Here is a 26,239-nt window from a genome sequence, read left to right on the forward strand (position 1 = left end):
CCCCTTTGCCGGGGTCACGTTCCGACAGAGGCGACAGGAACCGTCATGACGCGCGAAAATCGCCGGCTCGACCTCACATTCGGGTTCGGCCTGCTTTCCTTGTGCCTTTTGCCCTGGTATCGGGCCGACCGGGGTTTCTTCGCCTTCGAGTGGATATTCGGGATCTTTGGCGATTCCGACCTTTTCCCAGGTCTCTTCCAACCGTTCGTCGGCCGCTGGTGGCTGCTGATCGGCTTTGTCCTGTTCGCCGCCGCCTTTGTCGTGCGGATGCAGGAGCCTCCGGGGGATAGACGTGGCGGCAAGCTTGTTATCGCGGGCGCACTTGGCGTTGCTTTTCTTACGCTGCAGGGTCTCGCCATCACCATCTGGGGCTGGTCGTGGAACATTGGCGAGGCATTATTCGGTCCGCTCCCGACTGGACAGCCGGCTTTCGGCGCTGGAGCAACCATCTTCTTCTTATGTTTCCTCGCAATCTTGTCGTTCGGAATGGCCGAGCGGGGCGCGATGAAGGGAGACGCCTTTACCGTGGGCGCCATCACATTGCTGATCGCGCTGGTCGGCGTCTTCGTATTCTACCCAATCATTTCGATGTTCGCCGGTTCCTTTCAAGATTTCCACGGGTCGTTCAACCCGGACGGTTTCATTCGCAATATCCAGGATCCCGCCATCTGGAGTCTAGACTGCGTTATCGGCGGCGCACGCTGCGGCGTCGCCTGGCGAACGCTTTTCCTGGCGCTCATGACAGCTACCGGCTCCACGTTGCTCGGGCTGGCCTTCGCACTGGTCGCGACACGCACACGATTCCCGGCCAAGAAGGGCCTGCGTCTCCTGAGCGTCCTGCCGATCATCACCCCGCCCTTCGTTATCGGCCTGGCTTTGACGATGATGCTTGGCCGTTCCGGTTTCGTCACGCAGTGGATCGAAGCACTGACAGGTGTCGAACTCGGCCGCTGGCTGTACGGGCTCACCGGCATCTGGATCGCACAGGTCTTGTCCTTCACCCCGATTTCCTTCCTGGTGCTGATCGGCGTTGTTGAAGGTGTCAGCCCCTCGATGGAAGAAGCCTCACAAACGCTACGGGCAGGGCGCTGGCGCACCTTCCGCAAGGTTTCTCTGCCGCTGATGGCGCCAGGTCTGGCCAACGCCTTCCTCATCGGCTTCATTGAAAGCATGGCCGATTTCGGCAATCCGCTCGTTCTGGGGGGCAGCCATGGTGTGCTTTCGACGGAAATATTCTTTGCCGTCGTCGGCGCGCAAAGCGATCCGTCGCGCGCGGCCGTACTGGCGATTGTCCTGCTCACCTTCACCCTGTCGGCTTTCCTGTTGCAGCGCCTCTGGCTATCGGGCCGCAGCTTCGCCACCGTGACCGGCAAGGGCGATTCGGGCAAACATGCCGCCCTGCCCATGCCGCTGGCTGTGTTGCTCTACGCCGTGGTCGTGCCATGGATCGTCTTCACCTTAGCCGTGTATGGGATGATCGTGTTCGGCGGGTTCGTGAAGGTCTGGGGCCTAGACCACACACTGACCCTCGAGCACTACGCGCGCGGCTTTTCTGTCGTATGGCGTGACGGGGGGCTGGCCTGGACCGGTGTCGCGTGGAACAGTTTCTGGACGACGATGAAGATCGCGCTCATTGCCGCTCCCCTGACGGCCGCCGTCGGACTGCTGACCGCGTATCTCATCGTCCGGCACAAGTTCGCGGGCAGAGATGTTTTTGAGTTCGCCCTGATGATGAGCTTTGCCATTCCGGGCACTGTGATCGGCATCAGCTACATTATGGCCTTCAATCTGCCGCCAATCGAGATGACTGGCACGGCGTTGATCCTGATCACCTGTTTCGTCTTCCGCAACATGCCGGTGGGTGTGCGTGGCGGTGTGGCCGCCATGAGCCAGCTCGACAAGAGCCTCGACGAGGCGTCGATTACGCTGGGCGCCGGCAGCCCCCGCACCATCCGCAATGTGATCCTGCCATTGCTGCGCCCGGCAATCACAGCCGCACTCGTCTATTCCTTCGTGCGAGCGATTACCTCGATAAGCGCCGTCATTTTCCTTGTCAGCGCCAAGTACAACATGGCCACGGCCTATATTGTCGGCCTGGTTGAGAACGGCGAATACGGCATCGCCATCGCCTATTCCTCAGTGCTCATCTTAGTGATGATCTGCGTTATCGGCGGCATGCAGCTCTTGGTCGGCGAACGCCGTTTGAGGAGGGAAAGTACCGAGGTCCGCCAGCCGAAGGCAAAACGAGTGGTTCCCAATCTGGAGGCAAAGGCATGAGAACCTCGCAGCGCGGTTCGGTGCGCTTTCGAAATATTCGAAAGAACTTCGGCTCGTTCACCGCCATCCACGGGCTCGATCTGGAGATAGAACCGGGGACACTGGTCACGCTACTCGGCCCCTCCGGCTGCGGCAAGACGACCACGCTGCGCATGCTAGCTGGCCTCGAAACGCCAACGGCCGGTACCATCGAGATCGGCGGCCGCGATATGACTCGGCTGCCGGCGAACGAGCGCGACGTTGCCATGGTGTTCCAGTCATACGCCCTGTTTCCGCACATGTCGGTGCTGGAAAACGTTGCCTACGGGCTGGAAGCGGGCGGTCAGTCTAAGGCGGAGGCGCGCGAGAATGCCAATGCGGGTCTCGCCTTGGTCGGACTGGACGATTTCGGCCCTCGTCTACCGGCGGAGCTTTCCGGCGGTCAGCAGCAGCGCGTGGCGGTGGCGCGGGCGCTGGTTCTGCAGCCCCAGGTGCTCCTGCTGGACGAGCCGCTTTCCAATCTGGACGCCCGGTTGCGCCGCCGTGTCCGCACGGAAATTCGGGAACTGCAACAGCGCTTGGGCTTCACCGCCGTCTATGTGACCCACGACCAGCAGGAGGCATTGGCTGTTTCAGACCGCATCGTCATCATGGAAAGCGGCCGCATAGCGCAGGAGGGCCCGCCGCGCGAACTTTACGAACAGCCGGCATCCGAGTTCATCGCCGATTTCATGGGCGAGGCCAATGTGCTGCCTTGTGAGGTGCTGGAGATCGGTGCGGGCCGGGCAACGGTGCAAGTGGGCAGACTCCTCCACAGCCTGCCCGCTAGCGGAGCGACAACCGGCCCGGCCAAGCTCGCCGTGAGGGCGAATGCCATCACGCTGACACCCGGCGGCGGCGCGCTGCTGCCGGGCCGGATCCGGAGCTCTGCCTATCTCGGCGACCATGTCGAATACGAGGTAGCCGTGGAGGAGGGTATTTTGTTCGTCGTCGATGCTGGCACAACCGACCCTCTGCCGCCGACCACCGACGTTTCGGTAGGCTTCCGCGAGCGGGGCGTCGCTTTGATCACCGGGTAGTGCCGGACAACATTCAGGAGAATACCGTGACACTATCCGATACAGGCATGGCCGAGCGGCTGGCCTTTGCCAAGAGGACCGCCGAGATGGCCGGCGCGTTGGCCATGGAGTACTTCCATCAGCGCGATCGTCTGACTGTCGAGGCTAAACGCAATCCTCAGGACCTCGTATCTGAGGCCGATCGTGCCGTTGAGAAACTCATCCGCGAGCGCATCGCGGCTGCCTTCGCCGACGACGGCATTCTCGGCGAGGAATTCGGCCTCGAGCTCGGCGTGAGCGGCCTCACTTGGGTGATCGACCCGATTGACGGCACCAGCCCGTTCCTCAACGGCATGCCCAACTGGTGCGTGTCGATGGGAGCGTGCATTGACGGCGAGCCGGTGCTCGGCGTGATCGCTGCCCCATGTTTCAACGAATGCTACAGCGCATTACGCGGCGGTGGCGCGACACTCAACGGTGTGTCGATCCGCGTCACGAGTACGCTCGACCTACGCACCGGCGTGGTTGGTCTTGGGTCCAATGATAGGGTTACACCGGCCGCGGCGGCACGCATCGTGGAAAGTTTGTTCGAGATCGGTGGCAGTTTCGTCCGCAACGGTTCAGGCGCGCTGATGCTGGCCTATGTGGCTGCTGGCCGGCTGGTTGGCTACGCCGAGCCGAGTATGAACGCCTGGGACTGCATGGCCGGTTACTGCCTGGTGACGGAGGCCGGCGGAACTGTATTGCCTTTCCCACAAAACGGCCTTCGGGAGCCTGCCCGTGTGCTGGCCGCTGCACCGGCAAGCTATGCCGAACTCGAGCAGATTTCCGCGGTGGCACCGGAATAATTCAGGTCTGCGCCTCAGACGATCCCGCCGCCGCTGCCTTCTGTCGCCGGGCGTTTTTCGGCAACCTTCCTGCGGTAGCCGCTGGCCCGATAGGCGGCGACGGGGTCGACTGCGCCGCCGGCCTTCAGCCGCGCGCTGGCGAGGATAGGCTCGACGTCGGTGCGGAAGGCCGCCTTGAGCGCTTCGCTCGCCATCAGGGCGTCGTTCGCCTCCTGCGCCTCGGCGAGCGCCTGTCGGTCGACCAGCAGTGCCTGGGCATAGGCGCGCCGCACCTCGCCTGCCGAAACCATCAGGCTTTCGATCGGGTCCGTCACATTGTGGCTCTGGTCCAGCATATGCGCCGGCTGGAAGCCTGGCGCCTCGCGCCGCTCCGCCTCGACCAACTCGTTGAAGACCAGGAACAGCCGGTAGGGATCGATCGAACCGGCGTCGAGGTCGTCGTCGCCATATTTGGAATCGTTGAAGTGGAAGCCGCCCAGCTTGCCGAACTGGATCAGCCGGGAGACGATCATCTCGATATTCACGTTCGGCGCGTGATGCCCGAGATCGACCAGGCAATAGGCTTTCGGCCCAAGCTCCTTGGCGATGAGATAATTCGTGCCCCAGTCCTGCACGACCGTCGAATAGAAGGCCGGTTCGTACATCTTATGCTCGGTGAAGACGCGCCAGTCCTCGGGCAGGGCGGCATAGACGGCCTTCATCGAGCCCAGATAGCGGTCGAAAGCCCGGGCGAAATCGCTTTGGCCGGGAAAATTAGAACCGTCGCCGATCCACACCGTCAAGGCTTTGGAGCCAATCGCCTTGCCGATCTCGATACATTCGAGATTGTGCTCGACGGCCTGCTGCCGCGTCGCCGCGTCGGTATGTGACAGCGAGCCGAACTTATAGGAACGACGCTGGCCCGGCTGATCCTGGAACGTGTTGGAGTTGATGGCGTCGAAGCCCAGGCCGAAACGGGATGCCGCCTCCTTCAGTGCCTGCGGGTCCGCCTTGTCCCAGGGGATGTGCAGCGAGATCCTCGGGGTGGCGCAGGTCAGTTGATCGATGACGGCGCAGTCCTCGATCTTGTCGAATATGTCGCGCGGCTCGCCGGGGCCGGGAAAGCGCGCGAAGCGCGTGCCCCCGGTGCCCACGCCCCAGGAGGGAATGGCGATGCCGAAGGCGGCAACCTTGTCGCGGATCGCATCGATCGACACGCCGCGCCGGCCGAGCTTGTCACCGAGCGCGGCGTAATCGCGATTGAGGCCGGTCAGTCGGGCGGCGTTCTCGTTCTCCACCACGCTGCTATCGATGATGTCCTGCATAGTTTCCTCACCGCGTAAAGGATTGCGCGTTGCCGGCGTCGACGTTCACGATGTTGCCGGTCGATTTCGCCGCCATGTCGGAAACGAAGAAATAGATGGCCTCGGCGATGTCTTCGGGAAGGACGTTGCGCTTGAGCAGAGAACGCTTGCGGTAATGCTCCTCCAACTCGTCCGGGTCCATGTTATACGCCGCCGCGCGCTGCTCGCGCCATTCGCTCGACCAGATCTTCGAGCCGCGCAACACCGCGTCCGGATTAACCGTGTTGACGCGAATGCCGAACTCGGCCCCTTCGAGGGCAAGGCAGCGGGCGAGATGGATCTCCGCAGCCTTGGCCGTGCAATAGGCGGCGGCATTCGGCGAGGCGGCAAGCCCGTTCTTTGAGGCGACAAAGACGATCGAGCCGCCATTAGCCTGCGCCTTCATGAGGCGGAACCCTTCGCGCGCCACGAGGAAGTAGCCCGTCGACAGGATATCCATGTTGCGGTTCCACATCGCAAGATCAGTCTCGTCGATAGGGGCGGACGAGGAAATGCCGGCATTGGAGACCAGGATGTCGAGGCCGCCATACTCGCGCGCCACCGCTATGAACGCATCGGCCGTTTCGCTTTCCGAGGTGACGTTGAGTCTGACCGTGCGCACCACATCCGCCGAATGCCGGCCGGAAAGTTCTGTCTCGGCGACCTCGAGGGCCGCCTCGTCGATATCGGCCAGCATCACGCAGGCGCCATCGGCTAGAAGCCGCTCCGCCGTCGCCTTGCCGATGCCGCCGGCGCCGCCGGTGATCAGCGCCACCCTGCCGGCCAGCGGGCGGGGCTTCGGCATGCGCTGCAGCTTGGCCTCCTCCAGCACCCAATATTCGATGTCGAAGGCTTCCTTCTCCGGCAGTCCCATATAGGATGAGACGCTGGAGGCGCCGCGCATGACATTGATGGCGTTGACGTAGAACTCAGCGGAAATTCGCGCAGTCGCCTTGTCCTTGGCGAAAGTCAGCATGCCGACCCCGGGCACCAGATAGACCACGGCGTTGGGATCGCGCATCGGCGGGCTGTCCGGCTCCTTGCAGCGTTCATAATAGGCGGCGTGGCCCTGGCGATAGGCTTCCAGCGCTGCATCAAGTCCGATGACGGCGTTGTCGATATCCGGCGTTTCCGGGTCGAAATCGATGACGAGCGGGCTGATCTTGGTGCGCAGGAAATGATCCGGGCAACTGGTGCCGAGCGCCGCGAGCTTCTGCATGTCGCGCGCGGCGATGAATTCCAGCACCGCAGGCTGATCGTCGAAATGTCCCACCTTGGACTGAGACGACGAGATCTTGCCGCGGATGATCGGCATCAGCCGCGCCGCTATGGCGCGGCGCTCCGCCTCGGGCAGCGTTTTTCGCACCGGTCCGCCAAAGGCCGGCTTGCCTTCGCTCTCGGCCGCAAACCACTCGATGGCGCGGTTGATGATCTCGACGGTCGTTTCATAGCATTCGCGCGCCGTGTCGCCCCAGGTGAAGAGCCCGTGGCTCTCCAGCACGACGCCCCTGGCCCCAGGGTTGTCCCGGCAGAATTTCTCCAGCCACAGGCCGAGCTCGAAGCCGGGCCGTTTCCATGGCAGCCAACCGATCTCGCCGCCATAGATTTTCCGGGTCAGTTCCCTGCTGTCTTTCGCGGCGGCGATGGCGATGACCGCGTCGGGATGCATGTGGTCGACATGCTTCTTCGGCACGAAGGCGTGCAAAGGCGTGTCGATGGAGGCGGCGCGGGGATTGAGGTTGAACGTGCAGTGCGGCAGGTAGCCGACCATCTCGTCTTCGTGCTCGACCCCGCGATAGAGCCCTTTCAGCGCCTGCAACTTGTCGATATAGAGCGTGGCGAAACCGTCCATGCCGATGGTGCCGACATCGCCGCCCGACCCCTTCACCCACAGCACTTCGACCTCGTCGCCGGTGAGCGGGTCCCTCTCCATCGCCTTGGCCGAGGTGTTGCCGCCGCCGTAATTGGTGATGCGCTTGTCGGAGCCGAGCAGGTTTGAGCGGTACAAAAGACGCTCCGGCTCGCTCATGGACTGCGCCTTCGCCTCGTCCCAAAGGTTGGCAAGCCGCGTGCCGCCGCGCGTATCGAGCATGAATTCCTCCCTTGCAGCACCCGTTGAAGGCGCACATCCTTTCCCGCAAGGTCTCAAACGGGGCCTGCAATGTCAATCAGAAACGATCAATTGCGATCATTGTGCATTGCAATATGCGCTAAATTGATCAGAAATGATTGACAATGCGCGTTTCCGGTGCGCTAATCGACCCACAGGGAGGAAGCATGCACGAGAAAGAGCGCCATCGGATCATCTTGTCCGCGGTCCAGGAAAAGCCGGTTGTGACCGTGCAGGAGATCGTGGAGATGACGAGTTCGTCGGAAGCCACGGTCCGCCGTGACATCGCCGCCTTGCATGTGCAGCAGCGGCTGAGGCGCGTGCGCGGCGGGGCGGAGGCGCTGACGCCGCCGCAGGTAATCGGTCTTGCCGGCCGGCCCTTCCGCGTTAACGAGACGATGCATGCCGGCATGAAGCGCGCCATCGCGCAGAAGGCGGTCGAACTGTGCACCGATGGCGAGCCGATCATCATCAATGGCGGCACGACGACCTTTCAAATGGTGCACTATTTGGCGGCGCGGCGCATGCCCATTCTCACCAACTCGTTCGCCATCGCCGATCATCTTCTCAAACATTCGAAGAACACGGTGGTGCTGCCCGGCGGCACGATCTACCGCGAACAGAACATTGTCCTTTCGCCCTTCGACAACGACGTGACGCGCAATTTCTATGCAAAGCGCATGTTCATGGGCGCGCAGGGGCTGGGGCCGCTCGGCCTCATGGAAGGCGATCCGCTTCTGATCCAGGCCGAGCAGAAGCTGATCGACCAGGCTGACGAACTGGTGGTTCTGGTCGATTCCACGAAATTCCGTCAGCGCTCAAGCCTCATCCTGTGCGGGCTGGAGCGCATTTCGACCGTCATCACCGATGACGGCGTGGAGGAGCGCGAAGCCAGGATGCTTGAAGATGCGGGCGTCCGGCTGATCGTCGCTCCGATACCGGAAAAGGACAGGGAGGTATCTTCGCTGCCGGCGTGAGGGGAGGTCTCACCCGCGGCGCTGATGAAACACAACCAACGTTTGAGGGAGGACTTGATGAGACTTTTCGGGAAATTAATCGCGGCGGCTGCCATGTCGGTCGCATTCACGGTCAATCCGGCGCAGGCGCAGGATGATGTCAAGATCGCGCTGGTGGTCAAGGCGCTCGGCATCGGCTTTTTTGAGGCGGCTCATGAGGGCGCCAAGGAGGCCGCCGAGGAACTGGGCGGGGTCGAGATCATCTATACCGGCCCCACCGACACCACGGCGGAGGGCCAGATCGAGGTCATCAACTCGCTGATCGCCCAGAATGTAGACGCCATTGCCGTATCGGCAAACGATCGCGATGCGCTGGTGCCGACACTGAAGAAGGCAATGGACCGCGGCATCACGGTGATCTCTTGGGATTCGGGCGTGGCGCCGGAAGGCCGGCAGATGCATCTCAACCCCTCGTCCAACGCGCTGATCGGCGAAATGTGCGTCAAGATGGCCGCCGAGCACCTGCCGGAAGGCGGCGGCGACGTTGCCATCCTGTCGGCTTCCGCGACGGCGACCAACCAGAACATCTGGATCGAGGAGATGAAGAAGGTTCTGCCGAACTATCCGGGGGTAAATATCGTTGCCACGGTCTATGGCGACGATCTGGCTGACAAATCCTACCGCGAGGCGCAGGGCCTCATCCAGTCCTATCCGGACCTGAAGGCGATTATCGCCCCCACCTCGGTTGGCATCGTCGCGGCCGCGCAGGCCGTCACCGATGCCGGCAAGGCGGGCGAGATCAACGTCACCGGGCTCGGCCTGCCGTCGGAGATGGCTGGCCACGTAGAGTCCGGCGCGTCGAAAAGCTTTGCCATCTGGAATCCAATCGACCTCGGATACTCAGCCACCATGATCGCCTACAATCTGGCGACCGAAAAGGCCATGGCCGAGCCGGGCGCCGAGATTCCCATGGGCCGCATGGGTTCGGTCAAGCTCGACGACAACAATGAGGGCGCGATGGCAGAACCCTTCGTCTACGACGCGTCGAACATCGACGACTTCAAGGACATATTCTGATCCGATGAGCATTCCCCGACCGCCTGCTCCGGCAGGCGGTCGGGGCGGCTTCACAACAGATTACAGGCAGATCTGGAGCGCCCGCCGCATCATGTTGAATTCGGCAAGCCCGGCAATCGCGCAGCATGCGTCCCCATTGGCGACCCGGCCGCTTTTGACGCTGGACGGCGTCAGCAAATCCTTTCCCGGTGTTCGGGCGCTGTCCGAGGTGGCGCTCGACCTTTATCCCGGAACCGTGACCGCGCTCGTCGGAGAAAACGGGGCCGGAAAGTCGACGCTGGTGAAGATCCTGACGGGCATCTATCAGCCCGACCATGGCACCATCACGCTTGCCGGCGAACCGGTCTCTTTCTCTACCGCCTATGACGCGGCTCGTGCCGGCATCACCGCGATCCATCAGGAAACGGTGCTGTTCGACGAGCTTTCCGTGGCCGAAAACATCTATCTCGGCCATGCGCCGCGCGGCCGCTTCGGCCTGATCGACTGGAAGCGCATGAACAAGGACGCGGCGGCGCTTTTGCGCCGTGTCGGCGCCGATATCGATCCCGAAGCCAGGTTGCGGGGCCTCGGCATCGCCAGCAAGCACCTGGTCGCGATTGCCCGCGCTCTCTCCGTCGATGCGCGCATCGTAATCATGGACGAGCCGACGGCGGCGCTGTCGCACAAGGAGATCAACGAACTCTATGAACTGGTGGAGCGCCTCAAGGCCGAGGGCAAGGCGATCCTGTTCATCTCGCATAAGTTCGACGAGATTTTCCGCATCGCCGACCGCTATACGGTTTTCCGCGACGGCGAATGCGTCGGCGCCGGGCTGATGGCCGACACGAGCCACAATGAGTTGGTGCGCCTGATGGTGGGCCGCTCGGTCGACAAGATATTTCCAAAGACCGAAGCCGAGATAGGCGAGACCGTCTTCACCGTCTCCGGCTACAGCCATCCCACCGAGTTCGCCGACATCGGCTTTGAACTGCGTCGCGGCGAAATTCTCGGCTTCTACGGGTTGGTTGGCGCCGGTCGCAGCGAATTGATGCAGGCGCTATTTGGCATCACCCGGCCTTCCAGGGGGGCGGTCAGGATAGACGGCGAAGTCGCCGTCATCCGCAGCCCGGCCGAGGCCATCCGGCGCGGCATCGTCTACGTGCCGGAAGAGCGTGGAAGCCAGGGCGCCATCGCGGGCCTGCCGATCTTCCAGAACGTCACGCTGCCCTCGCTCGGCAAGACGACCCGCGCGGGTTTCCTGCAGCTTTCCGAGGAGTTCAGGCTGGCGCGCGAATATACCAGCCGCCTCGAACTGCGCGCCGCCGCCCTGGATCGTGACATCGCCACCCTTTCGGGCGGCAACCAGCAGAAGGTGGTGATCGCAAAGTGGCTGGCGACGAAGCCCAAGGTCATCATTCTCGACGAGCCGACCAAGGGCATCGATATCGGCTCCAAGGCTGCTGTTCATGAATTCATGAGCGAGCTGGCGTCGGAAGGCTTGAGCATCATCATGGTGTCTTCCGAAATACCGGAAGTGCTTGGCATGGCGGACCGGGTGATCGTCATGCGCGAAGGGCGTATTGCGGGCGAGTTTGCGCGCGAGGGGCTGGATGCGGAAACGCTGGTAAGGGCCGCGGCCGGCATAGACAAGGTACAGTCATGATCTCCCGGTTTCTCAAATCGCGCGAGGCACTTCTTGCCGGCGCCATCGTTCTTCTGACGATCCTGATCGCGATCCGCTTCCCGGCTTTCGTCAGCGCTGCCAATCTCGTCCGCGTCTTCAATGACACGTCGATCCTCATTATTCTGGCGCTGGGCCAGATGATGGTAATTCTGACACGCTGCATCGACCTCTCGATGGCCGCCAATCTGGCGTTGAGCGGCATGGTGGTCGCCATGCTCAACGCGGCGATGCCCGGCATTCCCGTACCGGCGCTGATCGCGCTGGCGATAGCCGTGGGCGCCATTCTCGGTGCCTTCAACGGTATCTTCGTGTGGAAGCTCAACATTCCGCCCATCGTCGTCACGCTCGGCACGCTGACGATCTTCCGCGGTCTGGTCTTCGTCCTGTCCGGCGGAGCGTGGGTCAACGCGCACCAGATGAGCGACGCCTTCAAGGCATTTCCGCGTGCCGTGTTCTTCGGCCTGCCGGTCCTCTCCTGGGTCGCCATATTCATCGTCGTGCTGATGACGGTTCTTATCGGCCGTACGGCGCTCGGCCGCGCCTTCTACGCAGTGGGCGGCAATCCGACGGCCGCCGTCTACACTGGCATAGACGTCGGGCGCACCCGCTTCGTTGCCTTCACCCTCGCCGGGGCCTTGGCCGGCTTGTCCGGCTATCTATGGATTTCCCGTTACGCTGTCGCCTATGTCGACATCGCCGGCGGCTTCGAGCTCGACATCATCGCCGCCTGCGTGATCGGCGGCATTTCCATTGCCGGCGGCATCGGGTCGGTCGGCGGCGCGGTGCTGGGCGCGCTCTTCTTCGGCGTGATCAAGAATGCCTTGCCGGTCGTCAACATCTCGCCCTTCTGGCAGCTCGCCATATCCGGCGCCGCCATCATCTTGGCCGTTGCCTTCAACGCCCGCGCCGAGCGCCGGCGTGGCCGCATCATACTGCGACAATCGGAGGCCGCCTCATGAGCGACACCACCGCCCGCGCCATCCCCGACCGGCTTGAAAGCCGCTGGACGACATGGCTCAAGAGCTGGGAGATGCTGCTTGTCGGCGTGGTCGTCTTCGTTTTCGCGGTGAACGCATACGCCTCGCCCTATTTCCTGAACGCATGGAACCTTTCAGACGCCACTTTCAACTTCACCGAAAAGGCGATGATTGCCATGGCCATGGCGCTTCTGATCATTGCCGGCGAGATCGACCTGTCGGTGGCCGCCATCATCGCCCTTGCCTCGACCCTGATGGGGCTGGCGCTGCAATACGGCGCCGGCACGCCGGAGCTGGTCATGATCGGTCTTGGCGTCGGGCTTCTGTGCGGCGCGTTCAACGGGCTTCTGGTCACCGGCCTCGGCCTGCCTTCCATCGTGGTCACCATCGGCACGATGAGCCTGTTTCGCGGCATCGCCTATATCATCCTCGGCGACAAGGCCTTCACCGGATATCCGGCCGATTTCGCCTTCTTCGGCCAGGGTTATGTGTGGTGGGTGGTCTCCTTCGAGCTGGTGCTGTTCCTGTTCATCGCCCTGATCTTCGGCGTCCTGCTGCATGCTACCTATTTCGGCCGCATGGTCTACGCCATCGGCAATAACGCCACGGGGGCGCTGTTTTCGGGCATCCGCGTGGCGCGGGTGAAGTTCATCCTGTTCCTGCTCACCGGGCTGATGTCGGGCGTGGCCGCCGTCTGCCTCACCTCGCGCCTCGGCTCGACGCGGCCATCCATCGCCTTTGCCTGGGAACTGGAGGTGGTCACCATGGTGGTGCTCGGCGGCGTCAGCATATTGGGCGGTTCGGGCAGCATTCCTGGCGTCGTGCTTGCGGCCCTCATCATGGGGCTCGTCACCTTCGGCTTCGGGCTCGCCAATGTACCCGGCATCGTGATGTCGATTTTCATCGGCATGCTTTTGATAGGCGTCATCGCCGCGCCGATCGTCTGGCGCCGCCTGCGCGGGGAGAGCGTTGGCTGATGAAGCTCAAACACGCCAACTCATGACCGGCCGGCCGCGCCATATCGCCGTCATCGACATCGGCAAGACCAATGCCAAGCTGGCGCTTGTCGATCTGGCGTCTCCCCGGGAAATCGACCACAGGCGCATGCCCAACGCCGTGCAGACCGACGGCCCATATCCGCATCACGATGTCGACCGCCTGTGGCGCTTCATCCTCGACGGGTTGGCTGAACTTCGGCAGCGGCACCCCGTCGACGCGCTTACCGTCACCACCCACGGCGCGACGGCGGCCCTTCTGGACAGCAAGGGTGGCTTGGCCCTCCCGGTACTCGACTACGAGCATGACGGCCCCGACACTCTCGCCTCCGACTATGACGCGGTACGGCCCGATTTCTCCGAAAGCGGCTCGCCGCGCCTTCCCGCCGGCCTCAATCTCGGCGCCCAATTCTTCTGGCAGTCGCGCGCCTTTCCTTCCGCCTTTGCCAATGTCGCGGCGATCATGGCCTATCCACAATATTGGGCATGGCGGCTGACGGGGATAGCGGCCAACGAAGTAACCTCGCTCGGCTGCCATACCGATCTATGGAATCCCGCCGCTGGCGATTTCTCGTCTCTGGTTGACCGAATGAGCTGGCGGGCACTGATGGCGCCGGTCCGGCCGGCGCAGGATGCGCTCGGGCCGGTGCTGCCCGACATCGCCGGATATACCGGCCTTGAACCGACGACCCAGGTGCTGTGCGGCATCCACGATTCCAACGCATCGCTGCTGCCGCATCTCCTGTCGCGCCTCCCGCCCTTTTCTGTCGTCTCGACCGGCACCTGGGTGGTGGCAATGGCGGTGGGCGGCAGGCCGGCAGCCCTCGATCCGGAACGCGACACACTCATCAATGTCAGCGCTTCCGGCGATCCGGTGCCCTCGGCACGGTTCATGGGCGGCCGTGAATATGCTGTGCTGACGGACGGGCTCGAACAAGGCTGGACGGAGGACGACGTCGCGGCCGTCCTGTCGAAAGGCATCTTGCATCTGCCCTCGGTGCAGCAGGGAAGCGGCCCTTTCCCAAGAAGCCGGGCCGCATGGGTCTGCGACGGCGAAATCGGTTCGGGCGAGCGGCAGGTGGCGTCGTCGTTCTATCTGGCTATGATGACGGCGGTTTGCCTGGATCTGGTCGGGGCCGACGGCGTGACCGTCACCGAAGGGCCGTTCGCTACTAACGATCTCTTCCTGCGCATGCTGTCGGCAGCCACCGGTCGAGGTGTCGTTGCCGACGCGGGCAGCGCGACGGGCACGAGCATCGGCGCAACACTGCTTGCAGACTATTCCGGTATGAGATCGAGCAACGATCGCAAGATCATCGAATATCCCGGTTCTCACTGGAATAGCTATGCCCGCCGCTGGCTGGCTGAGATTAAGGCTCGCGGGCTCGCCGATAGGCCGTGAGGCTCGGCCTTTGACGACAGATCACGGTCGGAGGCAGCACGGCGCCGCATCGGCTTCGCCTTTCGCCTCGCCTACCTTTCCTGGCGCTCTTCATCGCCCAGGGAATTGAGATAGGCCGCGATGTCCCGCGCATGGCTTGCAGTAACGCCGAGGTCGGGCATCGCGGTCAACGGATCGACGCCCTGAGGATCGCGGATCCAGCGCACGAGGTTTTCGCGGCTGTTCGGCAGGACCCCCGCAATGTACTTGCGCGCGCTCATGCGCCTCAAGGGCGGTCCCACCCATGCATCCGGTCCGGTTACCCCCTCGATTGTATGGCAGGAAATGCAGCCATATTGGCGTAGTGCAACCTTGCCCCTGGCCGCATCGCCGGAATCCTCATCCGGCTCCTCCGCTTCGCCTACCGCCGATTGGGGGGGTTCGATGCCAGCCAACTCGTAGTACTGGACGGGAGACAGGTACGGCACGTTGATCGCAAAGGCGACAATGTCCCAGATCTGCCCGTCCGTCAGCTTCAGGTCCCAGCCCGGCATTCCGGTCATCTTCAGCCCGTGTTTGACGATCCAGAAGATCTCTTCAGGGCTGAGTTCCCGCCCCGCCTGCACGATGGGCGGCGGAACAGGCGTCATGCCCAGGGCAAACTGCGCCGGCGCGACGCCGGGAGCCCCGTGACACTGGACGCAATGCTCCCGGTAGCGCCGCATGCCCGAGCGGAACCGTTCCTCGCCCGAAAGGTCGGGCGCTTCGATATGGTTGGCGCGCACCGCGACCGAACGCGACAGGGCCGTCTGCAGCAACCAGTAGACGGGAGGCGTGTGCTGCCGCGTCGCGGCCACATCGTAGATGCCGGAGTAGACGTACCCCACGGCTGCACCCAGCCCGACAATCCCGGCCACCAAAATGACGGAAAGCGCCCTCACCATTCCCCGTCTCCCGTCCTCGCATAAAGGTATGCGGCGATATCTCGCGCTTCATCTTCCGCGACGCCCAGGTCCGGCATTGCCGTGCGGGGGTCGACCTCCTGAGGATGCCGGATCCAGCTTACGAGATCGTCGGTCGTGTTGGGAATGACGCCGGCGACGTAGACACGTCTGCCATAATTGTCCAGCGGCGGCCCCGCCGTGGCGTCGGCCCCCAAAATTCCGGGGATGGTGTGGCAGGTGCCGCAACCATAATTATCGATCGCCGTTGCGCCTGCCTCGGGATCGCCCGCTGTGACGCGGGGCGCGTCGCTGCAGCCGGAAGCGGAGAGAAGAGCGGTGAATCCGATGGCGAACCGTTTGGCTATCACTTGCCGCCTCCCGCGCGATCCGGCACTGGTCCGCGGCGCTCCTGACCTATCCATCGCGCCCCCACTACGAGGCCGGCGATAAGGTGCGCAAGGCCGCCCGGCACCCACATGATGAGACCGCCGAGTTGCTGGTCCTCCAGCGGCGTCAGGCCCCAATGCGCGGCGGTCTCGAGGTAAGGCGAATACCAGGCGCTCGAAGCGAAGGTGAGCAAGGCGCCGAGAAGGGAGGAATGGACGGCGGTGGTGAAGTTGGCGACGAGCGCGATGCCGTCGTTGGACCGCCCGTGGCCGGCATCGAGAAACGCCCACCAGAACAGGAGGGCCGCACCAAAGAAGGTGGCGTGTTGCAAGGCGTGGACGTCATTCCTCACCGTTGCCGCCTCGAAGAGGACGGGCGCGTGCCAAGCCCACAGCACCGTCGCGTAGATGGTCCAGGCTCCCAGAGGATGAGTCAGGGGACGCCAGATCGCGAGCCATGGCGAGCTCGAGAAAAAGCGGCCGGTCCGGCGACGACCGTTCGGAGAGAACGCCCACAAAAACACTGCGGCGGGCCGCCCGAGCACGATCAGCGGCGCCGAGACGAGCATTAGGATCTCGTGCTGCACCATGTGCGCTGAAAACAGCTCCTCGCCCCACTGGTCGAGCGGCGACAGGAGGGCCGCCGCTGCGCTCAGCCACCCGCCGGCAAAGGCTGCCGCCTGCCAGCGCCGGATACCCGCGCCGGCGCCGGCGCGCGCCCACAGGCGGCGCAGCCCCTGCGCATAGAAAATGGCCGCCAGGGCGAGTGCTGCGGCGGTAAAGGCGGCCCAGGCCAATGACCCGGCCCCGCTGGCAGGGCCGAATGTGTGCGCTGCCGCAGCGTCGGCGAACGCGGCCGACAAAAGGATCGTCGATAGGAATATCCGCGCTCGCCTTGCCATCATGTTGCCCCCGCACAGGCATCCAGCATGAGAACCGGTATCGTCTCCACGAGAATGCCGGTGCCGGAAAGGGCGCAGATGAGGACGCCGACGGTTGCCACGAACCGGCCGCGAGAGGCCGCGACCGCGTGGTTGCCGGTGTCCCTCGCCTCCAACGTCGCTTGGCGTAGCCACCACGACACGTACCCGGCGGCGGCGACAACCGCCAGGGCCAGGAAGGTGGCCAGGTAGAAAGGCCATTTCGCGCCGGCGCCGCAGAGCAGGTGCGTCAGACCATAGCTCACGTTCTGGTGAGCGGCCCATGCGACCGGACCGAAGAGCCAGCCAGCCCACATCGCGAGAATGCCGGTCTTTGAGAGCGCAATTTTTTCGCTGCGATTTTGCATTTGCGTCTCCCTCCGTCACAGGACGCGCGGCGCCCAGCACAGCACGAGATAGAGCGCCACCCAGATCCCGGCCACGAAGTACCAGTAGAGCGTATCGACCACGACGCCGAGCTGTCTTTCGGGCGTGAAGTATCCGATCCCCGCCAGCACGGCGACGACCGCCGTGCCGATGATCGCGGAGACGACGTGGGTGAAATGGAAGCCCATCATCACCCACACGATCGAGCCGTAGGGGTGGCTGTCCCAGGTAAAGCCGAGCGTCCAGAGCTCAATGCTTCTGAAGACGAGCACCAGGCAGGCGAGCGCCACGCTGACACTGGTGCCGAGCGTGAGCACGAGCTTGTTGCCCCTGTTTATCCCCCAGCCGGCCCAGTACATCGTCCCGCTGCTGATCAGCAGGAGAGCGGCATTGGCCGTTGGCAGAAGCAGGCTGGGCGGCTCCACGCCGGGCGGGGGCCATGCACCGGCATCCATGCGCAGGTAGAAATAGCTCGCGATCAGCGAGGCCACCACGGTCGCCTCGATCGTGACGACTCCAAGGATGCCCCACCAGAGCGGATGCGTCCGATGGGCGAAACGGGTGAGATGGCTTGCGTCGTAGCCGGCGCGGTTCTGCATCGCTAATCGTCCCTCCACGGCCGGCGCGGCCAGAACCACATGGTGAAGGTTGCCGCCGCTCCGAAGAAGCCGACGAGGAAGAAGCTCGGATGGTAGAGGATGCCGAGGAAGCCCGTCGAAGCGGCCACCGCCGAAATGAACGGCCAGATCGTCGGGCCGGGCATAACGGCTACAGCCTGCGGCTCGGCATCGAGCACCGATGTCACCAGCACTTCGCGCCGGTCGTCGCGCAGCCCCGTGACGACGGGCTGTGAGGCCTGGCCCCGCCGCTCCCACAGCGGATAGCGTCCGGAAACGATCGGAATATATTCATGGTTATAGTTTGGCGGCGGCGAGGGCGTGGCCCATTCGAGAGTCGGTGAACCCCACGGGTCGTCGCCTGCCGGCTCTCCCCGCCACAGGCTCCACACCGCGTTGAAAAGGCTGAGCAGGAATCCGCCCGCCAGAACGAGCGAGCCGAGGGTCGCCAACAGGTTCAAATCGCCCCAGCCCAATTCTCCGAGATAGGTGTAGATGCGCCGTGGCATGCCTTCGAGACCGAGCTGGTGCATGGGGAAGAAGGTGACGTTGAAGCCAATGAATGCCAGCCAAAAGCTGATCTTGCCGAGGCGCTCGTCCATCATCCGGCCGAACATTTTCGGGTACCAGTAGTAGATGCCGCCGATCAGCGGAAAGACGGCGCCGCCGATCAGTACGTAGTGGAAATGCGCCACGAGGAAGAACGTATCGTGGACCTGCAGGTCGAAGGGGATGACTGCCACCATGACGCCGGTTATGCCGCCGGCAACGAAGATGACAAAGAAGCCGAGCACATAAAGCAGCGGCGTCTCGAAGCGGACGCGCCCGCCCCACAGCGAGGCGATCCAGCAAAAGACCTGTATGCCTTGGGGAATGGCGATCATGGCGCTCGCCGCCATGAAGAAGGTCATGCCGAGCTGCGGCAGTCCTGTCGTGAACATGTGGTGCACCCAAAGCCCGAAGCCGACGAAGCCGGTGGCGACAAGCGAGAGCACCAGCGCTGTGTAGCCGAAGATCGGCCGCTGCGTGAATACCGGAATGATGGTCGAGATAATGCCGAGAGCCGGCATCAGGATGATGTAGACTTCGGGGTGACCGAAGAACCAGAAGAGATGTTGCCAGAGCAGCGGCTGGCCGCCCGTTTCCGGCGTAAAGAAATGTGTTCCCACCTGCCGGTCGAGGACCAGCATGCTGCTGGAGGCGATGACGGCCGGCATGGCGAAGACGATCATGAAGGCGGTCACCAATGCCGCCCAGACGAAGAGCGGCATGCGGGCGAGCGTCATGCCCGGCGCGCGCAGTTTCAGGATCGTAACGATGATTTCTACGGCTGCCGTCAGCGCGGAAACCTCGATGAAGGTGATCATCGTCGTCCAGATGCCGACGCCGAGGCCCGGCGAATATTCCTTGCCTGCCAGCGGCACGTAGTTGAACCAGCCAGCCGACGGCGCGAATCCCAGCAAGAGAGAACCGAAAAATACGGTCCCGCCAATCAGATAGACGTAGTAGCCGAAGGCGTTCAGCCGCGGGAACGCCATGTCCCGCGCCCCGACCATCATAGGAACGACATAGATGGCGATGCCTTCCATGACGGGGATTGCGAAAAGGAACATCATGGCTGTGCCATGCACGGTGAAGAACTGGTTGTAGAGGTCGGGCGAAAGAAAATCGTTTTCGGGGCTCATGAGCTGGATGCGCATCAGCACCCCCAGCGCCCCGGCCAGGAAGAAGAAGACGAACGCCGTAAGCACGAATCTGCGGCCGATCACCCGTTGGTTGACCGGCATGAACCAGCCGATGAACCCTTTGGGTGATTGCCAGGTGGCGCCCAGGCGCTCCACCTCCTCGGGCGTCCGCGCAACGATCGGCTCCTGGCCGCTGTTCGAAGTGACGCTCATTCAAGGCTCCCGAGGAAGGCGAGAAGCGCCTGGAGATCACCAGGCTCCATGACCGTCGAGGGCATCTGGTTGCCCGGCTTGACGTGCTGCGGATCGGTGATCCAGCCGCCCAGATGTCCCTTGGTGTTGGGAATTGTGGCAGCGGCCAGCGTCCGTCGACTAGCAAGATGCGTGAGGTCCGGCCCGATCTCGCCAGCTGCCGACAGGCCGCGGACCGCGTGGCAGCCGACGCATCCCTGTTCGAGGAAAACCTGCTGGCCCCGCTCCTCCTGGCTGCTCTGGGGATCGTTGGCGGGCTCGGCCTGTCGCGAAAGCCACTGCTCGAACTCTTCCGGCGGATCGGCGACCACGAGGAAGCTCATCAGCGCATGCTGCTGGCCGCAATATTCGGAGCACTGGCCGCGATAGACGCCGGCCCTTTCCGCCTCGATCCAGCTTTCGTTCACCTGACCGGGAATGAGGTCGGTCTTGCCCTGAAGTTGCGGTACCCAGAAGCTGTGGATCACGTTCTCGGAGATCAGGCGCAGGCGAACCGGCTGACCGACCGGAACGTGCATCTCGTTAGCCGTCGTCGCAATCAGATCGCCGTTCTCGTCCAAGTAGCGCAGTTCCCACCACCAAAGCCTGCCGATGACCTCCACGATCGGGCCGCTGTCGGGCCGGTCGCCGATTTCCCGGCCCATCGAAACGCCCACGACGATCATGGCCAGAATCACGACCATTGGTGTGGCCACGCCGCCGGCGAGCACCAGAAGGAAACTGCCGCGTGCCGATAATGGCCGCTCAACAGGCCCCCTGCCGCGTCTCAGGGCGATGAACAAGGCCAGCAGAACCGCAACGAGAATGGCCGTGCCGACGATGAGCATCCCCCACCACAGATTGGCGATGAGGGCGGCGCTACGGCTGGCCGGATCGAGGCTGCTTTGAACCTGGGAACAGCCTTGGAGAAGCACGACGCTCAAGGCAAGCAGGACCGCTAGCCTCGAACTTCCCTTGGAATTGTCATGTTGTCGAGTGTTTCGGCAAGCCCGCATTATATCCGCCGGTGCGTTTCAAATGGAGCGCACTTAGGTCGAGAAGAGTCTCTGGCCCGGCACAGCCACCGGGAGCGCCCCTCGATGCAACCAGCGGTGCTGAAGATTGTTCCCGCACCGTCGGAACACGGCGGCTGTCCCGGTGAACCGGTATTCAAGCAGGTGGTGCGACCGGCGCCCACGGCCACCAGAACGCGACCGCGCCGAAATAGATAAGCACCAGCCAGAGGATCAGGAAGGCAAGCAGTATCCCACCGGGCCAGTATCCCCAATCCCGGCTATAGGGGTAGGTCGGCAGTGCAGCGATCAACAGGACCAACAAGAGCAGCAGAATCCAAAAGCCCAACATAAAATGCCTCCACGAGTTTCGGTGCAGTGGTCCATTTGGAACGCCAGCAAGGCGAGAACGTTCCTTGCAAGAGACGAGCGTCGGCTGCGTGAACTCGCGCTTGCAAGCGCTACACGGCGTGTAATGCGAAATAGCGGGATTGGTTCGGCATGGTGGAGGTCGTGGGTGCCGCGATGAAAAAGCTCTATAAGACGGCGGCCTTGGTTTACTTCCTGATTGCCACCGTGACCCTTATGGCTTCCGCTTTCCTATTGGTCGGACATGCCGTGTGGGAAGTTGCCAGCGGATTGTTCGCGGCCGAGAGCAACAGCATTGACCGGGTCCGCAGGACGCTGGATGGCATAGGCCTGATGATCATCGGCTTCGCCGTCGTCGAGACGGGGACCTTTATCGCGGAGGAAGAGCTTTTCCGCAAAAGGGAACTGCGCTCAACCCGGGAATCCCGGCGCTCGATCACCAAATTCATCACCATCATCGTGATTGCCGCCAGTCTGGAGGCGCTGGTGATGGTCTTCAAGACCAGCCGCGAGGACATTCCTGCGGTCATCTATCCGGCGGCCCTGTTCGCATCGGCGATGATCGCGCTCGTGGCGCTGGGCGTATATCAGTGGCTATCCAGTCGCGTCGAGCGGGAGGGCGAGTAGCAGCCGGAGGCCGCGGCTACATGATCACTCGCCGGCGACCTCTGCGACGTACTCGGCCACGGCATCGATTTCCTCGTCGCTAAGCCTGTCTCCATAGGGCGGCATGCCATCTGCGCCACCGCGCACGACATTGCGCACCTGGTCCTCGGACGGCTGAAGGTTGTCCAGGTTAGGACCGACGCGGCCGGTGGCATCGGCGTCGGCCAGCGTGTGGCAGACCTGGCAGGCGGGCTCAGCGGAAGTGAAGACGCGCTTTCCCGCTTCGTCTCCCAAGCCGTCTCCCGCCCAGGCACCGGCCGACCAGAGGATTGCGAGCGCGCGCAAGGCGACGCGCCCGTGGCGATACGTCTTCGTCATGAAGCTCTCCCAAGGCAGGCCGCCCCAAAGGGACGGCCCACGACCGATCAAACGACGGTCACGTCCACGGCAAGCGCGCGCCAGCCGCTGTAGTCGTATCCACGATGGTTGGGGGCCGTGACTTCCTCCTGCACGGTTCCTTCCGCATCCGTGGCTCGGCTGGTCACCGTATAGGTGCCCGGCTCCAGCTCGGCCGACAGCACGAACGGGCGCCAGGAAAACCGGCCAAGGTCGGGTCCGAGAAGGCGGGCCTGCTGCCAGTTGTCGCCGCCATCGGTCGACACCTCGACGCTGTCCAATGCGTTGAAGCCGCCGAATGCAACCCCGTGGATCTGCACGCGGCCGGTTCCCGCCTCGGCAAGCGGCCGGGTGACCCAGGACTTGACCTTCATCTCCCACATGGAGGGCTGGTCCGGCGCCCCGTCAACTCCGACCGGGCGCACACGATAGCCCGTGCGCATGATCGCGGCGTCGCTTTCCTCCTCGGTAAAGGACACGCGCTTCACATATTTCACATTGTTTATGCCGTAGTAGCCGGGGACAATGACCCGAAGCGGCCCGCCGTGGGCCCGCGGTACCGGCTCGCCGTTCATTTCCCACGCAAGGATCGCATGCTCCACGGCGTGGTCCACTGGTACCGAACGCTCGACCACAACCTGCTTAGCATCAATGCCCTCCGGCAACGTCTCTCCGCCGGTGCTGGTCATGAAATTGCGCCCGTCCTCAAGGCCGCCCAAAGCGTCTACCACATTGCGCACGGGGACACCGCTCCAAAGCAGGTTTCCTGCGGCACCGGTCAGCCACTGTGATCCACTGGTATCGTGATCGAAGAAGCCGCGTCCGTTGCCCGAGCACTGCAGAACCGTGGCGACCGTCTCCACGCCAAGGTCCTTAAGTTCGCCGACGGTGATCGAGCGCGGCTCGCGCACGCCTTCGATCGAGACTTCCCAGCTATCCCGGTCGGCAACCCTGTCCTCGTCTGGTGATGGCAGATTGTTGCGCAGGTACAGAACGTCCTTCGAAGTGATGCCGCTGGTACCGATTGCCCCACGCTCCGTCTCGACGGTGAACTCGGTGTGCACGATTGTGGAATCGGGATCCTTCCAGTCCACCACTTCCGGCAAGGGCCCTTCGTCCTGTGCCCATGCAGGATTCGCGGAGCGCGACAACGCCGATGCACCTGCGGTTCCGGCAACTGCGACCAGGAAATGGCGGCGGGGAATGGTAAGCATGAGTTTTCCTCCCTTTGCTTGCAATGCCGGTCGGGCGAACCCGGCAGCGCAGCAGGTCTCCGCAGATCGTGTCGGCTACCCGACCTGCGAAAGCCAACCGGTTGCCGCGTGCATTTGTTCCTGAAACAGGATCGAAAGGTGGAAGGGGAGGCGACGGCCATACTTGCGCGTTCCACTTCCGCCGTCCAATGGTTCATCTGCCGCGACTGCGCAACCGGAGGACCAGCGTGTCGAGCGGATTGTCAGAAGACATAGCGGTCCCAGCTTCCATAATGTTCGTTGCTCCGCGTTCCGCGTGGCAAGCTGAGCGTGATCACGAGAAGGCCGCAGATCACGTCGTTCCAGGCCGCCCCGGCAGCCGCGCCCGAAAGCATCCATGGCGCTGCGATGAGCCAGAGGCCGAACAGAACGTTCAGGAACCGCAGCGGCCGGGCGACCTCCGCCATGGCGATTACCGCGACAGTGATGATCATCGCTCCCACCAGATGATCACTGTCGGCAACGCCGCCTTCCGCACCGAACATGAGGCGGGAGAACATGAGCCAGGCGCCGAGGACGGAGCTGGCGACCAGCGTCCAGGGCACGGTGACGCCCCACACGGACGCTTCAGCCTGCTTCCTCAAGGGGTCACCGAACCGGGCACGCTCATCCACCTTGCCTCCGGTGTCCGGTCCGCCCTGCAGGAACGTGCGGATCAGCGGCCGGCCGGCACGCTGGCTGCGCATCATGTACTGACCCATGGCCACGACCTCGTCGACCGTCAGCGGGATCATCACCAGCATGGCGAAAGCGGCGATCAGGCAGAGCGTGCAATAGGTGCCTATCATGATCGGCTGGATTACGATGAAGAAGATCGAAACACCACCGAGCGGCACCACGAGAATGAAGAAGAATGCGACCATCCAGGGCATTGTGCGCCAGCGCTTGGAGGAGCCCATGACGCCCATCAGCGCCTCGATCATGTAGCTCGTGGCTCCCAGCCCGGCGTCCGGTATCGGCCAGGCGCGCGAAACGTCGGAGGTGATGATGTGCTCGGTCCCGTTCTGCGTGCCGCGGCCGGAGAAGAACGGCTCCCATATGTGATCGATATGCCCCAGCTGGTAGGCGGCAAGGTAGCGGGCGATGAAGAAACCAAACAGGCCGAGCGCGATGATCGGCAGGCGCTGCAGCCAGGAAGAGGGCGAGTAGGTCCAGCCGGCCGGGACGTCGTTCTCGTCCATCATGCCTTCATGGCTCATACCCGGCATCATCGGCACCAGCACCGAGAAGGCAATGGCCAGCGCGCCGACGATGGTGTCGTTGGCATAGGCTGCCGCACTGGGCGTCCAGAAGAAGAGCGGCGCGAAGAGGAGCCACAGGCCGACGACCGTCGTGCCCCACTGCGCCCATTTGAACCTGGAGTTCAGAGCGAGTGAGCCGAACAGGATCAGGAGAAGCCCGCAGGCGATCTGGTTCCAGCCGGTGATGGCGTTGCGCAGCGCCGGCTCCCACAGGCCGCGCTCCTGCGTGACGTCGCGCGCCGCATTGCCGGCCATCTCCGGGTTGAACAGCCCGAACTGGAACGGGCTCGTCAGCAGCCAGGCACCGAGCGCGATGACGAGAAAATGCACCCACAGCATATGCAGCCGCATGTCGGCCATCCTGCGCATGTGCTCGTGCATGGCCTTGCCGCTATGTCCGGTGTGCCCGGTCGGGCGCTGGCCGGCAACCTTGGATGCATTCAGCTTGTTCGCCCGGTACCAGCCGGCGGGATCGGCCTTCAGAGCCTCGATCATTCTGGGCAGTGTTTCGCGGAGCGAGCGTCTCGGCTCCCAGTCGAGCAGCGTCTTTGCGCGGGTGACATCGAGCGCGTAGTGGTCGTCGGCGATGTCGACCATCCACGGCTTGATGAATGGATCCTCGTCCAGCACTTCCTCTTCCACCCAGGCGCCGGTCTTGGCGAGAGTCTTTGGAACCGGCCAGGTCTCCCACGGCTCGCCGTGGATCAGCAGACCGATCTCGCGCTGCATCTCGCCGTAGCCGATCGCTTCCGGCTCACCCAAAAGGAGTGGCAGCTCGGCCGGGAGCTCCTTGCGCCGCTCGACGAGCTTCAGCATTCCCTCTGCCAAGTCGTCGACATGGAGAAAGGACTGGCCGGTTTCGAGGTCGCCCGGATAGACGCGGGCCTTCGGATTCCGCTCGTAGATGCGGGAGATCTGGTGGGCAAGGAAAGTATTGCTGCACCGGTCGTCGTACACGCCGGCCGGCCGAAGATAGACGACGGGGATGCTCCCGCGCCTTTGCCGTATCATCTGCTCGGTCTTAACTTTCGATGCGCGATAGGGCAGCTTGGGATCAAGCGGACGGCTTTCATCGATCCTTTCACCGGGCCTGGCGGCCTCGTGCACAAGCATCGTGCTGGCGAACACGAACTGCTCGACCTCGAAGCGCTGGAGCGCGTCCAGGAGGCGTCCGGTACCACCCACCGTGATCTCGTCATACTTGGGATCCGGCTCCCCCGTGAGATCGAAATAGGCGGCGAGATGGACAACGGATGCGATGCGGTCTCCGGCATGCTCGCGCACGCGTTCGAACGCTTCCTTCACGCTGCTGTCCGAGGTGAGATCGATCTCGACGAACAGGTCCGGCTCCGGCCCGCCTTTCGCGGCCTTCAGGTCGAGCGAGATGACGTCGAATTGTCCGCGAAGCCTCGCGATAAGCGCGCGGCCAAGAAACCCGCTACCGCCAGTGATGATTACCGTGTCTCGCTTTTCCGCCATCTTTGCTCCTTCGGACGGCAAGCCATGTCAGACTCGGGCCGTTTGCCCTCGACTGGAGCGGCGTGCGTC

Annotated in this window: 23 protein-coding genes; 10 read left to right on the plus strand and 13 right to left on the minus strand. The window is 63.3% G+C overall.

The window, feature by feature from the left end:
* Positions 1-45: 45 nt before the first annotated feature.
* The 3 genes from NTH_RS12760 to NTH_RS12770 are packed head-to-tail and all read left to right on the plus strand — an operon-like array spanning position 46 to position 4,162.
* Positions 46-2,277 (plus strand): ABC transporter permease, encoded by a 2,232-nt coding sequence (locus NTH_RS12760; RefSeq protein ID WP_338530367.1) that lies wholly within the window; start codon positions 46-48, stop codon positions 2,275-2,277.
* Positions 2,274-3,335, plus strand: coding sequence for an ABC transporter ATP-binding protein (locus NTH_RS12765; RefSeq protein ID WP_338530368.1), 1,062 nt, complete (start codon positions 2,274-2,276; stop codon positions 3,333-3,335). Before NTH_RS12760 ends, NTH_RS12765 begins: the two co-directional genes overlap by 4 nt.
* Positions 3,336-3,382: 47 nt before the next feature.
* Positions 3,383-4,162 carry an inositol monophosphatase family protein gene (locus NTH_RS12770; protein ID WP_338531899.1) on the plus strand — a complete coding sequence of 260 codons (780 nt, stop codon included), beginning with the start codon at positions 3,383-3,385 and terminating at the stop codon, positions 4,160-4,162.
* A 14-nt stretch (positions 4,163-4,176) separates the two neighbouring features.
* Here NTH_RS12770 and rhaI read toward each other — a convergent pair whose 3' ends face one another.
* Positions 4,177-5,466 (minus strand): L-rhamnose catabolism isomerase, encoded by a 1,290-nt coding sequence (rhaI, locus tag NTH_RS12775; RefSeq protein ID WP_338530369.1) that lies wholly within the window; start codon positions 5,464-5,466, stop codon positions 4,177-4,179.
* A 7-nt stretch (positions 5,467-5,473) separates the two neighbouring features.
* The gene (locus NTH_RS12780; protein ID WP_338530370.1) at positions 5,474-7,576 is read right to left on the minus strand and encodes a bifunctional rhamnulose-1-phosphate aldolase/short-chain dehydrogenase; all 2,103 of its coding nucleotides are present in this window, start codon (positions 7,574-7,576) and stop codon (positions 5,474-5,476) included.
* Positions 7,577-7,761: 185 nt separating this feature from the next.
* Between NTH_RS12780 and NTH_RS12785 the strand changes: the two genes are divergently transcribed.
* The 6 genes from NTH_RS12785 (at position 7,762) to NTH_RS12810 (ending at position 14,664) form a co-directional block, all read left to right on the plus strand.
* Entirely contained in the window at positions 7,762-8,571 is an 810-nt protein-coding gene (locus NTH_RS12785) for a DeoR/GlpR family DNA-binding transcription regulator (protein WP_338530371.1), read from the plus strand.
* A gap of 57 nt (positions 8,572-8,628) precedes the next feature.
* Entirely contained in the window at positions 8,629-9,627 is a 999-nt protein-coding gene (rhaS, locus tag NTH_RS12790) for a rhamnose ABC transporter substrate-binding protein (protein WP_338530372.1), read from the plus strand.
* Between the two features lie 91 nt (positions 9,628-9,718).
* Positions 9,719-11,269 carry a sugar ABC transporter ATP-binding protein gene (locus tag NTH_RS12795; RefSeq protein WP_338530373.1) on the plus strand — a complete coding sequence of 517 codons (1,551 nt, stop codon included), beginning with the start codon at positions 9,719-9,721 and terminating at the stop codon, positions 11,267-11,269.
* Complete coding sequence (locus NTH_RS12800; RefSeq protein ID WP_338530374.1) at positions 11,266-12,249, plus strand: ABC transporter permease; 984 nt, start codon at positions 11,266-11,268, stop codon at positions 12,247-12,249. The genes NTH_RS12795 and NTH_RS12800 overlap by 4 nt, the downstream gene beginning before the upstream one ends.
* Positions 12,246-13,244, plus strand: coding sequence for an ABC transporter permease (locus NTH_RS12805; protein WP_338530375.1), 999 nt, complete (start codon positions 12,246-12,248; stop codon positions 13,242-13,244). Before NTH_RS12800 ends, NTH_RS12805 begins: the two co-directional genes overlap by 4 nt.
* A gap of 22 nt (positions 13,245-13,266) precedes the next feature.
* Entirely contained in the window at positions 13,267-14,664 is a 1,398-nt protein-coding gene (locus NTH_RS12810; protein WP_338531900.1) for an FGGY-family carbohydrate kinase, read from the plus strand.
* Between the two features lie 71 nt (positions 14,665-14,735).
* On the opposite strand, the gene NTH_RS12815 is transcribed toward NTH_RS12810, so the two are convergent.
* The 8 genes from NTH_RS12815 to NTH_RS12850 all read right to left on the minus strand — a co-directional run bounded on the left by NTH_RS12815 (position 14,736) and on the right by NTH_RS12850 (position 21,178).
* Positions 14,736-15,587 carry a c-type cytochrome gene (locus tag NTH_RS12815; protein ID WP_338530376.1) on the minus strand — a complete coding sequence of 284 codons (852 nt, stop codon included), beginning with the start codon at positions 15,585-15,587 and terminating at the stop codon, positions 14,736-14,738.
* The gene (locus NTH_RS12820; protein ID WP_338530377.1) at positions 15,581-15,955 is read right to left on the minus strand and encodes a c-type cytochrome; all 375 of its coding nucleotides are present in this window, start codon (positions 15,953-15,955) and stop codon (positions 15,581-15,583) included. The genes NTH_RS12815 and NTH_RS12820 overlap by 7 nt, the downstream gene beginning before the upstream one ends.
* Complete coding sequence (locus NTH_RS12825; RefSeq protein WP_338530378.1) at positions 15,952-16,878, minus strand: cytochrome c oxidase assembly protein; 927 nt, start codon at positions 16,876-16,878, stop codon at positions 15,952-15,954. The genes NTH_RS12820 and NTH_RS12825 overlap by 4 nt, the downstream gene beginning before the upstream one ends.
* Complete coding sequence (locus NTH_RS12830; RefSeq protein WP_338530379.1) at positions 16,875-17,261, minus strand: hypothetical protein; 387 nt, start codon at positions 17,259-17,261, stop codon at positions 16,875-16,877. The genes NTH_RS12825 and NTH_RS12830 overlap by 4 nt, the downstream gene beginning before the upstream one ends.
* Before the next feature lie 15 nt (positions 17,262-17,276).
* The gene (locus tag NTH_RS12835; protein WP_338530380.1) at positions 17,277-17,879 is read right to left on the minus strand and encodes a cytochrome c oxidase subunit 3; all 603 of its coding nucleotides are present in this window, start codon (positions 17,877-17,879) and stop codon (positions 17,277-17,279) included.
* Positions 17,880-17,881: 2 nt separating this feature from the next.
* Positions 17,882-19,795, minus strand: a complete 1,914-nt coding sequence (gene ctaD / locus NTH_RS12840) for a cytochrome c oxidase subunit I (RefSeq protein WP_338530381.1) — start codon at positions 19,793-19,795, stop codon at positions 17,882-17,884.
* The gene (coxB, locus tag NTH_RS12845; protein ID WP_338531901.1) at positions 19,792-20,748 is read right to left on the minus strand and encodes a cytochrome c oxidase subunit II; all 957 of its coding nucleotides are present in this window, start codon (positions 20,746-20,748) and stop codon (positions 19,792-19,794) included. The genes ctaD and coxB overlap by 4 nt, the downstream gene beginning before the upstream one ends.
* 235 nt (positions 20,749-20,983) lie before the next feature.
* Positions 20,984-21,178, minus strand: coding sequence for a DUF3309 family protein (locus tag NTH_RS12850; protein WP_338530382.1), 195 nt, complete (start codon positions 21,176-21,178; stop codon positions 20,984-20,986).
* A 161-nt stretch (positions 21,179-21,339) separates the two neighbouring features.
* Between NTH_RS12850 and NTH_RS12855 the strand changes: the two genes are divergently transcribed.
* The gene (locus NTH_RS12855) at positions 21,340-21,822 is read left to right on the plus strand and encodes a GNAT family acetyltransferase (protein ID WP_338530383.1); all 483 of its coding nucleotides are present in this window, start codon (positions 21,340-21,342) and stop codon (positions 21,820-21,822) included.
* 24 nt (positions 21,823-21,846) lie between these two features.
* On the opposite strand, the gene NTH_RS12860 is transcribed toward NTH_RS12855, so the two are convergent.
* The 3 genes from NTH_RS12860 to NTH_RS12870 form a co-directional block, all read right to left on the minus strand.
* Positions 21,847-22,179 (minus strand): c-type cytochrome, encoded by a 333-nt coding sequence (locus NTH_RS12860; protein WP_338530384.1) that lies wholly within the window; start codon positions 22,177-22,179, stop codon positions 21,847-21,849.
* A gap of 47 nt (positions 22,180-22,226) precedes the next feature.
* Positions 22,227-23,411: a sulfite oxidase gene (locus NTH_RS12865; protein ID WP_338530385.1), complete on the minus strand. Its 1,185-nt coding sequence runs from the start codon at positions 23,409-23,411 to the stop codon at positions 22,227-22,229.
* A gap of 242 nt (positions 23,412-23,653) precedes the next feature.
* A complete protein-coding gene (locus NTH_RS12870) occupies positions 23,654-26,170 on the minus strand; it encodes an NAD-dependent epimerase/dehydratase family protein (RefSeq protein WP_338530386.1) in 2,517 nt (838 codons plus the stop codon).
* Between the last annotated feature and the right edge of the window lie 69 nt (positions 26,171-26,239).

It is taken from the genome of Nitratireductor thuwali (assembly GCF_036621415.1).
Taxonomy (GTDB): domain Bacteria; phylum Pseudomonadota; class Alphaproteobacteria; order Rhizobiales; family Rhizobiaceae; genus Chelativorans; species Chelativorans thuwali.

Excerpts from the sequence above, each read along its gene's own strand:
- NTH_RS12760 (WP_338530367.1), top strand. The coding sequence starts at position 46 with ATGACGCGCGAAAATCGCCGGCTCGACCTCACATTCGGGTTCGGCCTG.
- NTH_RS12765 (WP_338530368.1), top strand. The coding sequence starts at position 2,274 with ATGAGAACCTCGCAGCGCGGTTCGGTGCGCTTTCGAAATATTCGAAAG.
- NTH_RS12770 (WP_338531899.1), top strand. The coding sequence starts at position 3,383 with ATGGCCGAGCGGCTGGCCTTTGCCAAGAGGACCGCCGAGATGGCCGGC.
- rhaI (WP_338530369.1), bottom strand. The coding sequence starts at position 5,466 with ATGCAGGACATCATCGATAGCAGCGTGGTGGAGAACGAGAACGCCGCC.
- NTH_RS12780 (WP_338530370.1), bottom strand. The coding sequence starts at position 7,576 with ATGCTCGATACGCGCGGCGGCACGCGGCTTGCCAACCTTTGGGACGAG.
- NTH_RS12785 (WP_338530371.1), top strand. The coding sequence starts at position 7,762 with ATGCACGAGAAAGAGCGCCATCGGATCATCTTGTCCGCGGTCCAGGAA.
- rhaS (WP_338530372.1), top strand. The coding sequence starts at position 8,629 with ATGAGACTTTTCGGGAAATTAATCGCGGCGGCTGCCATGTCGGTCGCA.
- NTH_RS12795 (WP_338530373.1), top strand. The coding sequence starts at position 9,719 with ATGTTGAATTCGGCAAGCCCGGCAATCGCGCAGCATGCGTCCCCATTG.
- NTH_RS12800 (WP_338530374.1), top strand. The coding sequence starts at position 11,266 with ATGATCTCCCGGTTTCTCAAATCGCGCGAGGCACTTCTTGCCGGCGCC.
- NTH_RS12805 (WP_338530375.1), top strand. The coding sequence starts at position 12,246 with ATGAGCGACACCACCGCCCGCGCCATCCCCGACCGGCTTGAAAGCCGC.
- NTH_RS12810 (WP_338531900.1), top strand. The coding sequence starts at position 13,267 with ATGACCGGCCGGCCGCGCCATATCGCCGTCATCGACATCGGCAAGACC.
- NTH_RS12815 (WP_338530376.1), bottom strand. The coding sequence starts at position 15,587 with ATGGTGAGGGCGCTTTCCGTCATTTTGGTGGCCGGGATTGTCGGGCTG.
- NTH_RS12825 (WP_338530378.1), bottom strand. The coding sequence starts at position 16,878 with ATGATGGCAAGGCGAGCGCGGATATTCCTATCGACGATCCTTTTGTCG.
- NTH_RS12830 (WP_338530379.1), bottom strand. The coding sequence starts at position 17,261 with ATGCAAAATCGCAGCGAAAAAATTGCGCTCTCAAAGACCGGCATTCTC.
- NTH_RS12835 (WP_338530380.1), bottom strand. The coding sequence starts at position 17,879 with ATGCAGAACCGCGCCGGCTACGACGCAAGCCATCTCACCCGTTTCGCC.
- ctaD (WP_338530381.1), bottom strand. The coding sequence starts at position 19,795 with ATGAGCGTCACTTCGAACAGCGGCCAGGAGCCGATCGTTGCGCGGACG.
- NTH_RS12850 (WP_338530382.1), bottom strand. The coding sequence starts at position 21,178 with ATGTTGGGCTTTTGGATTCTGCTGCTCTTGTTGGTCCTGTTGATCGCT.
- NTH_RS12860 (WP_338530384.1), bottom strand. The coding sequence starts at position 22,179 with ATGACGAAGACGTATCGCCACGGGCGCGTCGCCTTGCGCGCGCTCGCA.
- NTH_RS12865 (WP_338530385.1), bottom strand. The coding sequence starts at position 23,411 with ATGCTTACCATTCCCCGCCGCCATTTCCTGGTCGCAGTTGCCGGAACC.
- NTH_RS12870 (WP_338530386.1), bottom strand. The coding sequence starts at position 26,170 with ATGGCGGAAAAGCGAGACACGGTAATCATCACTGGCGGTAGCGGGTTT.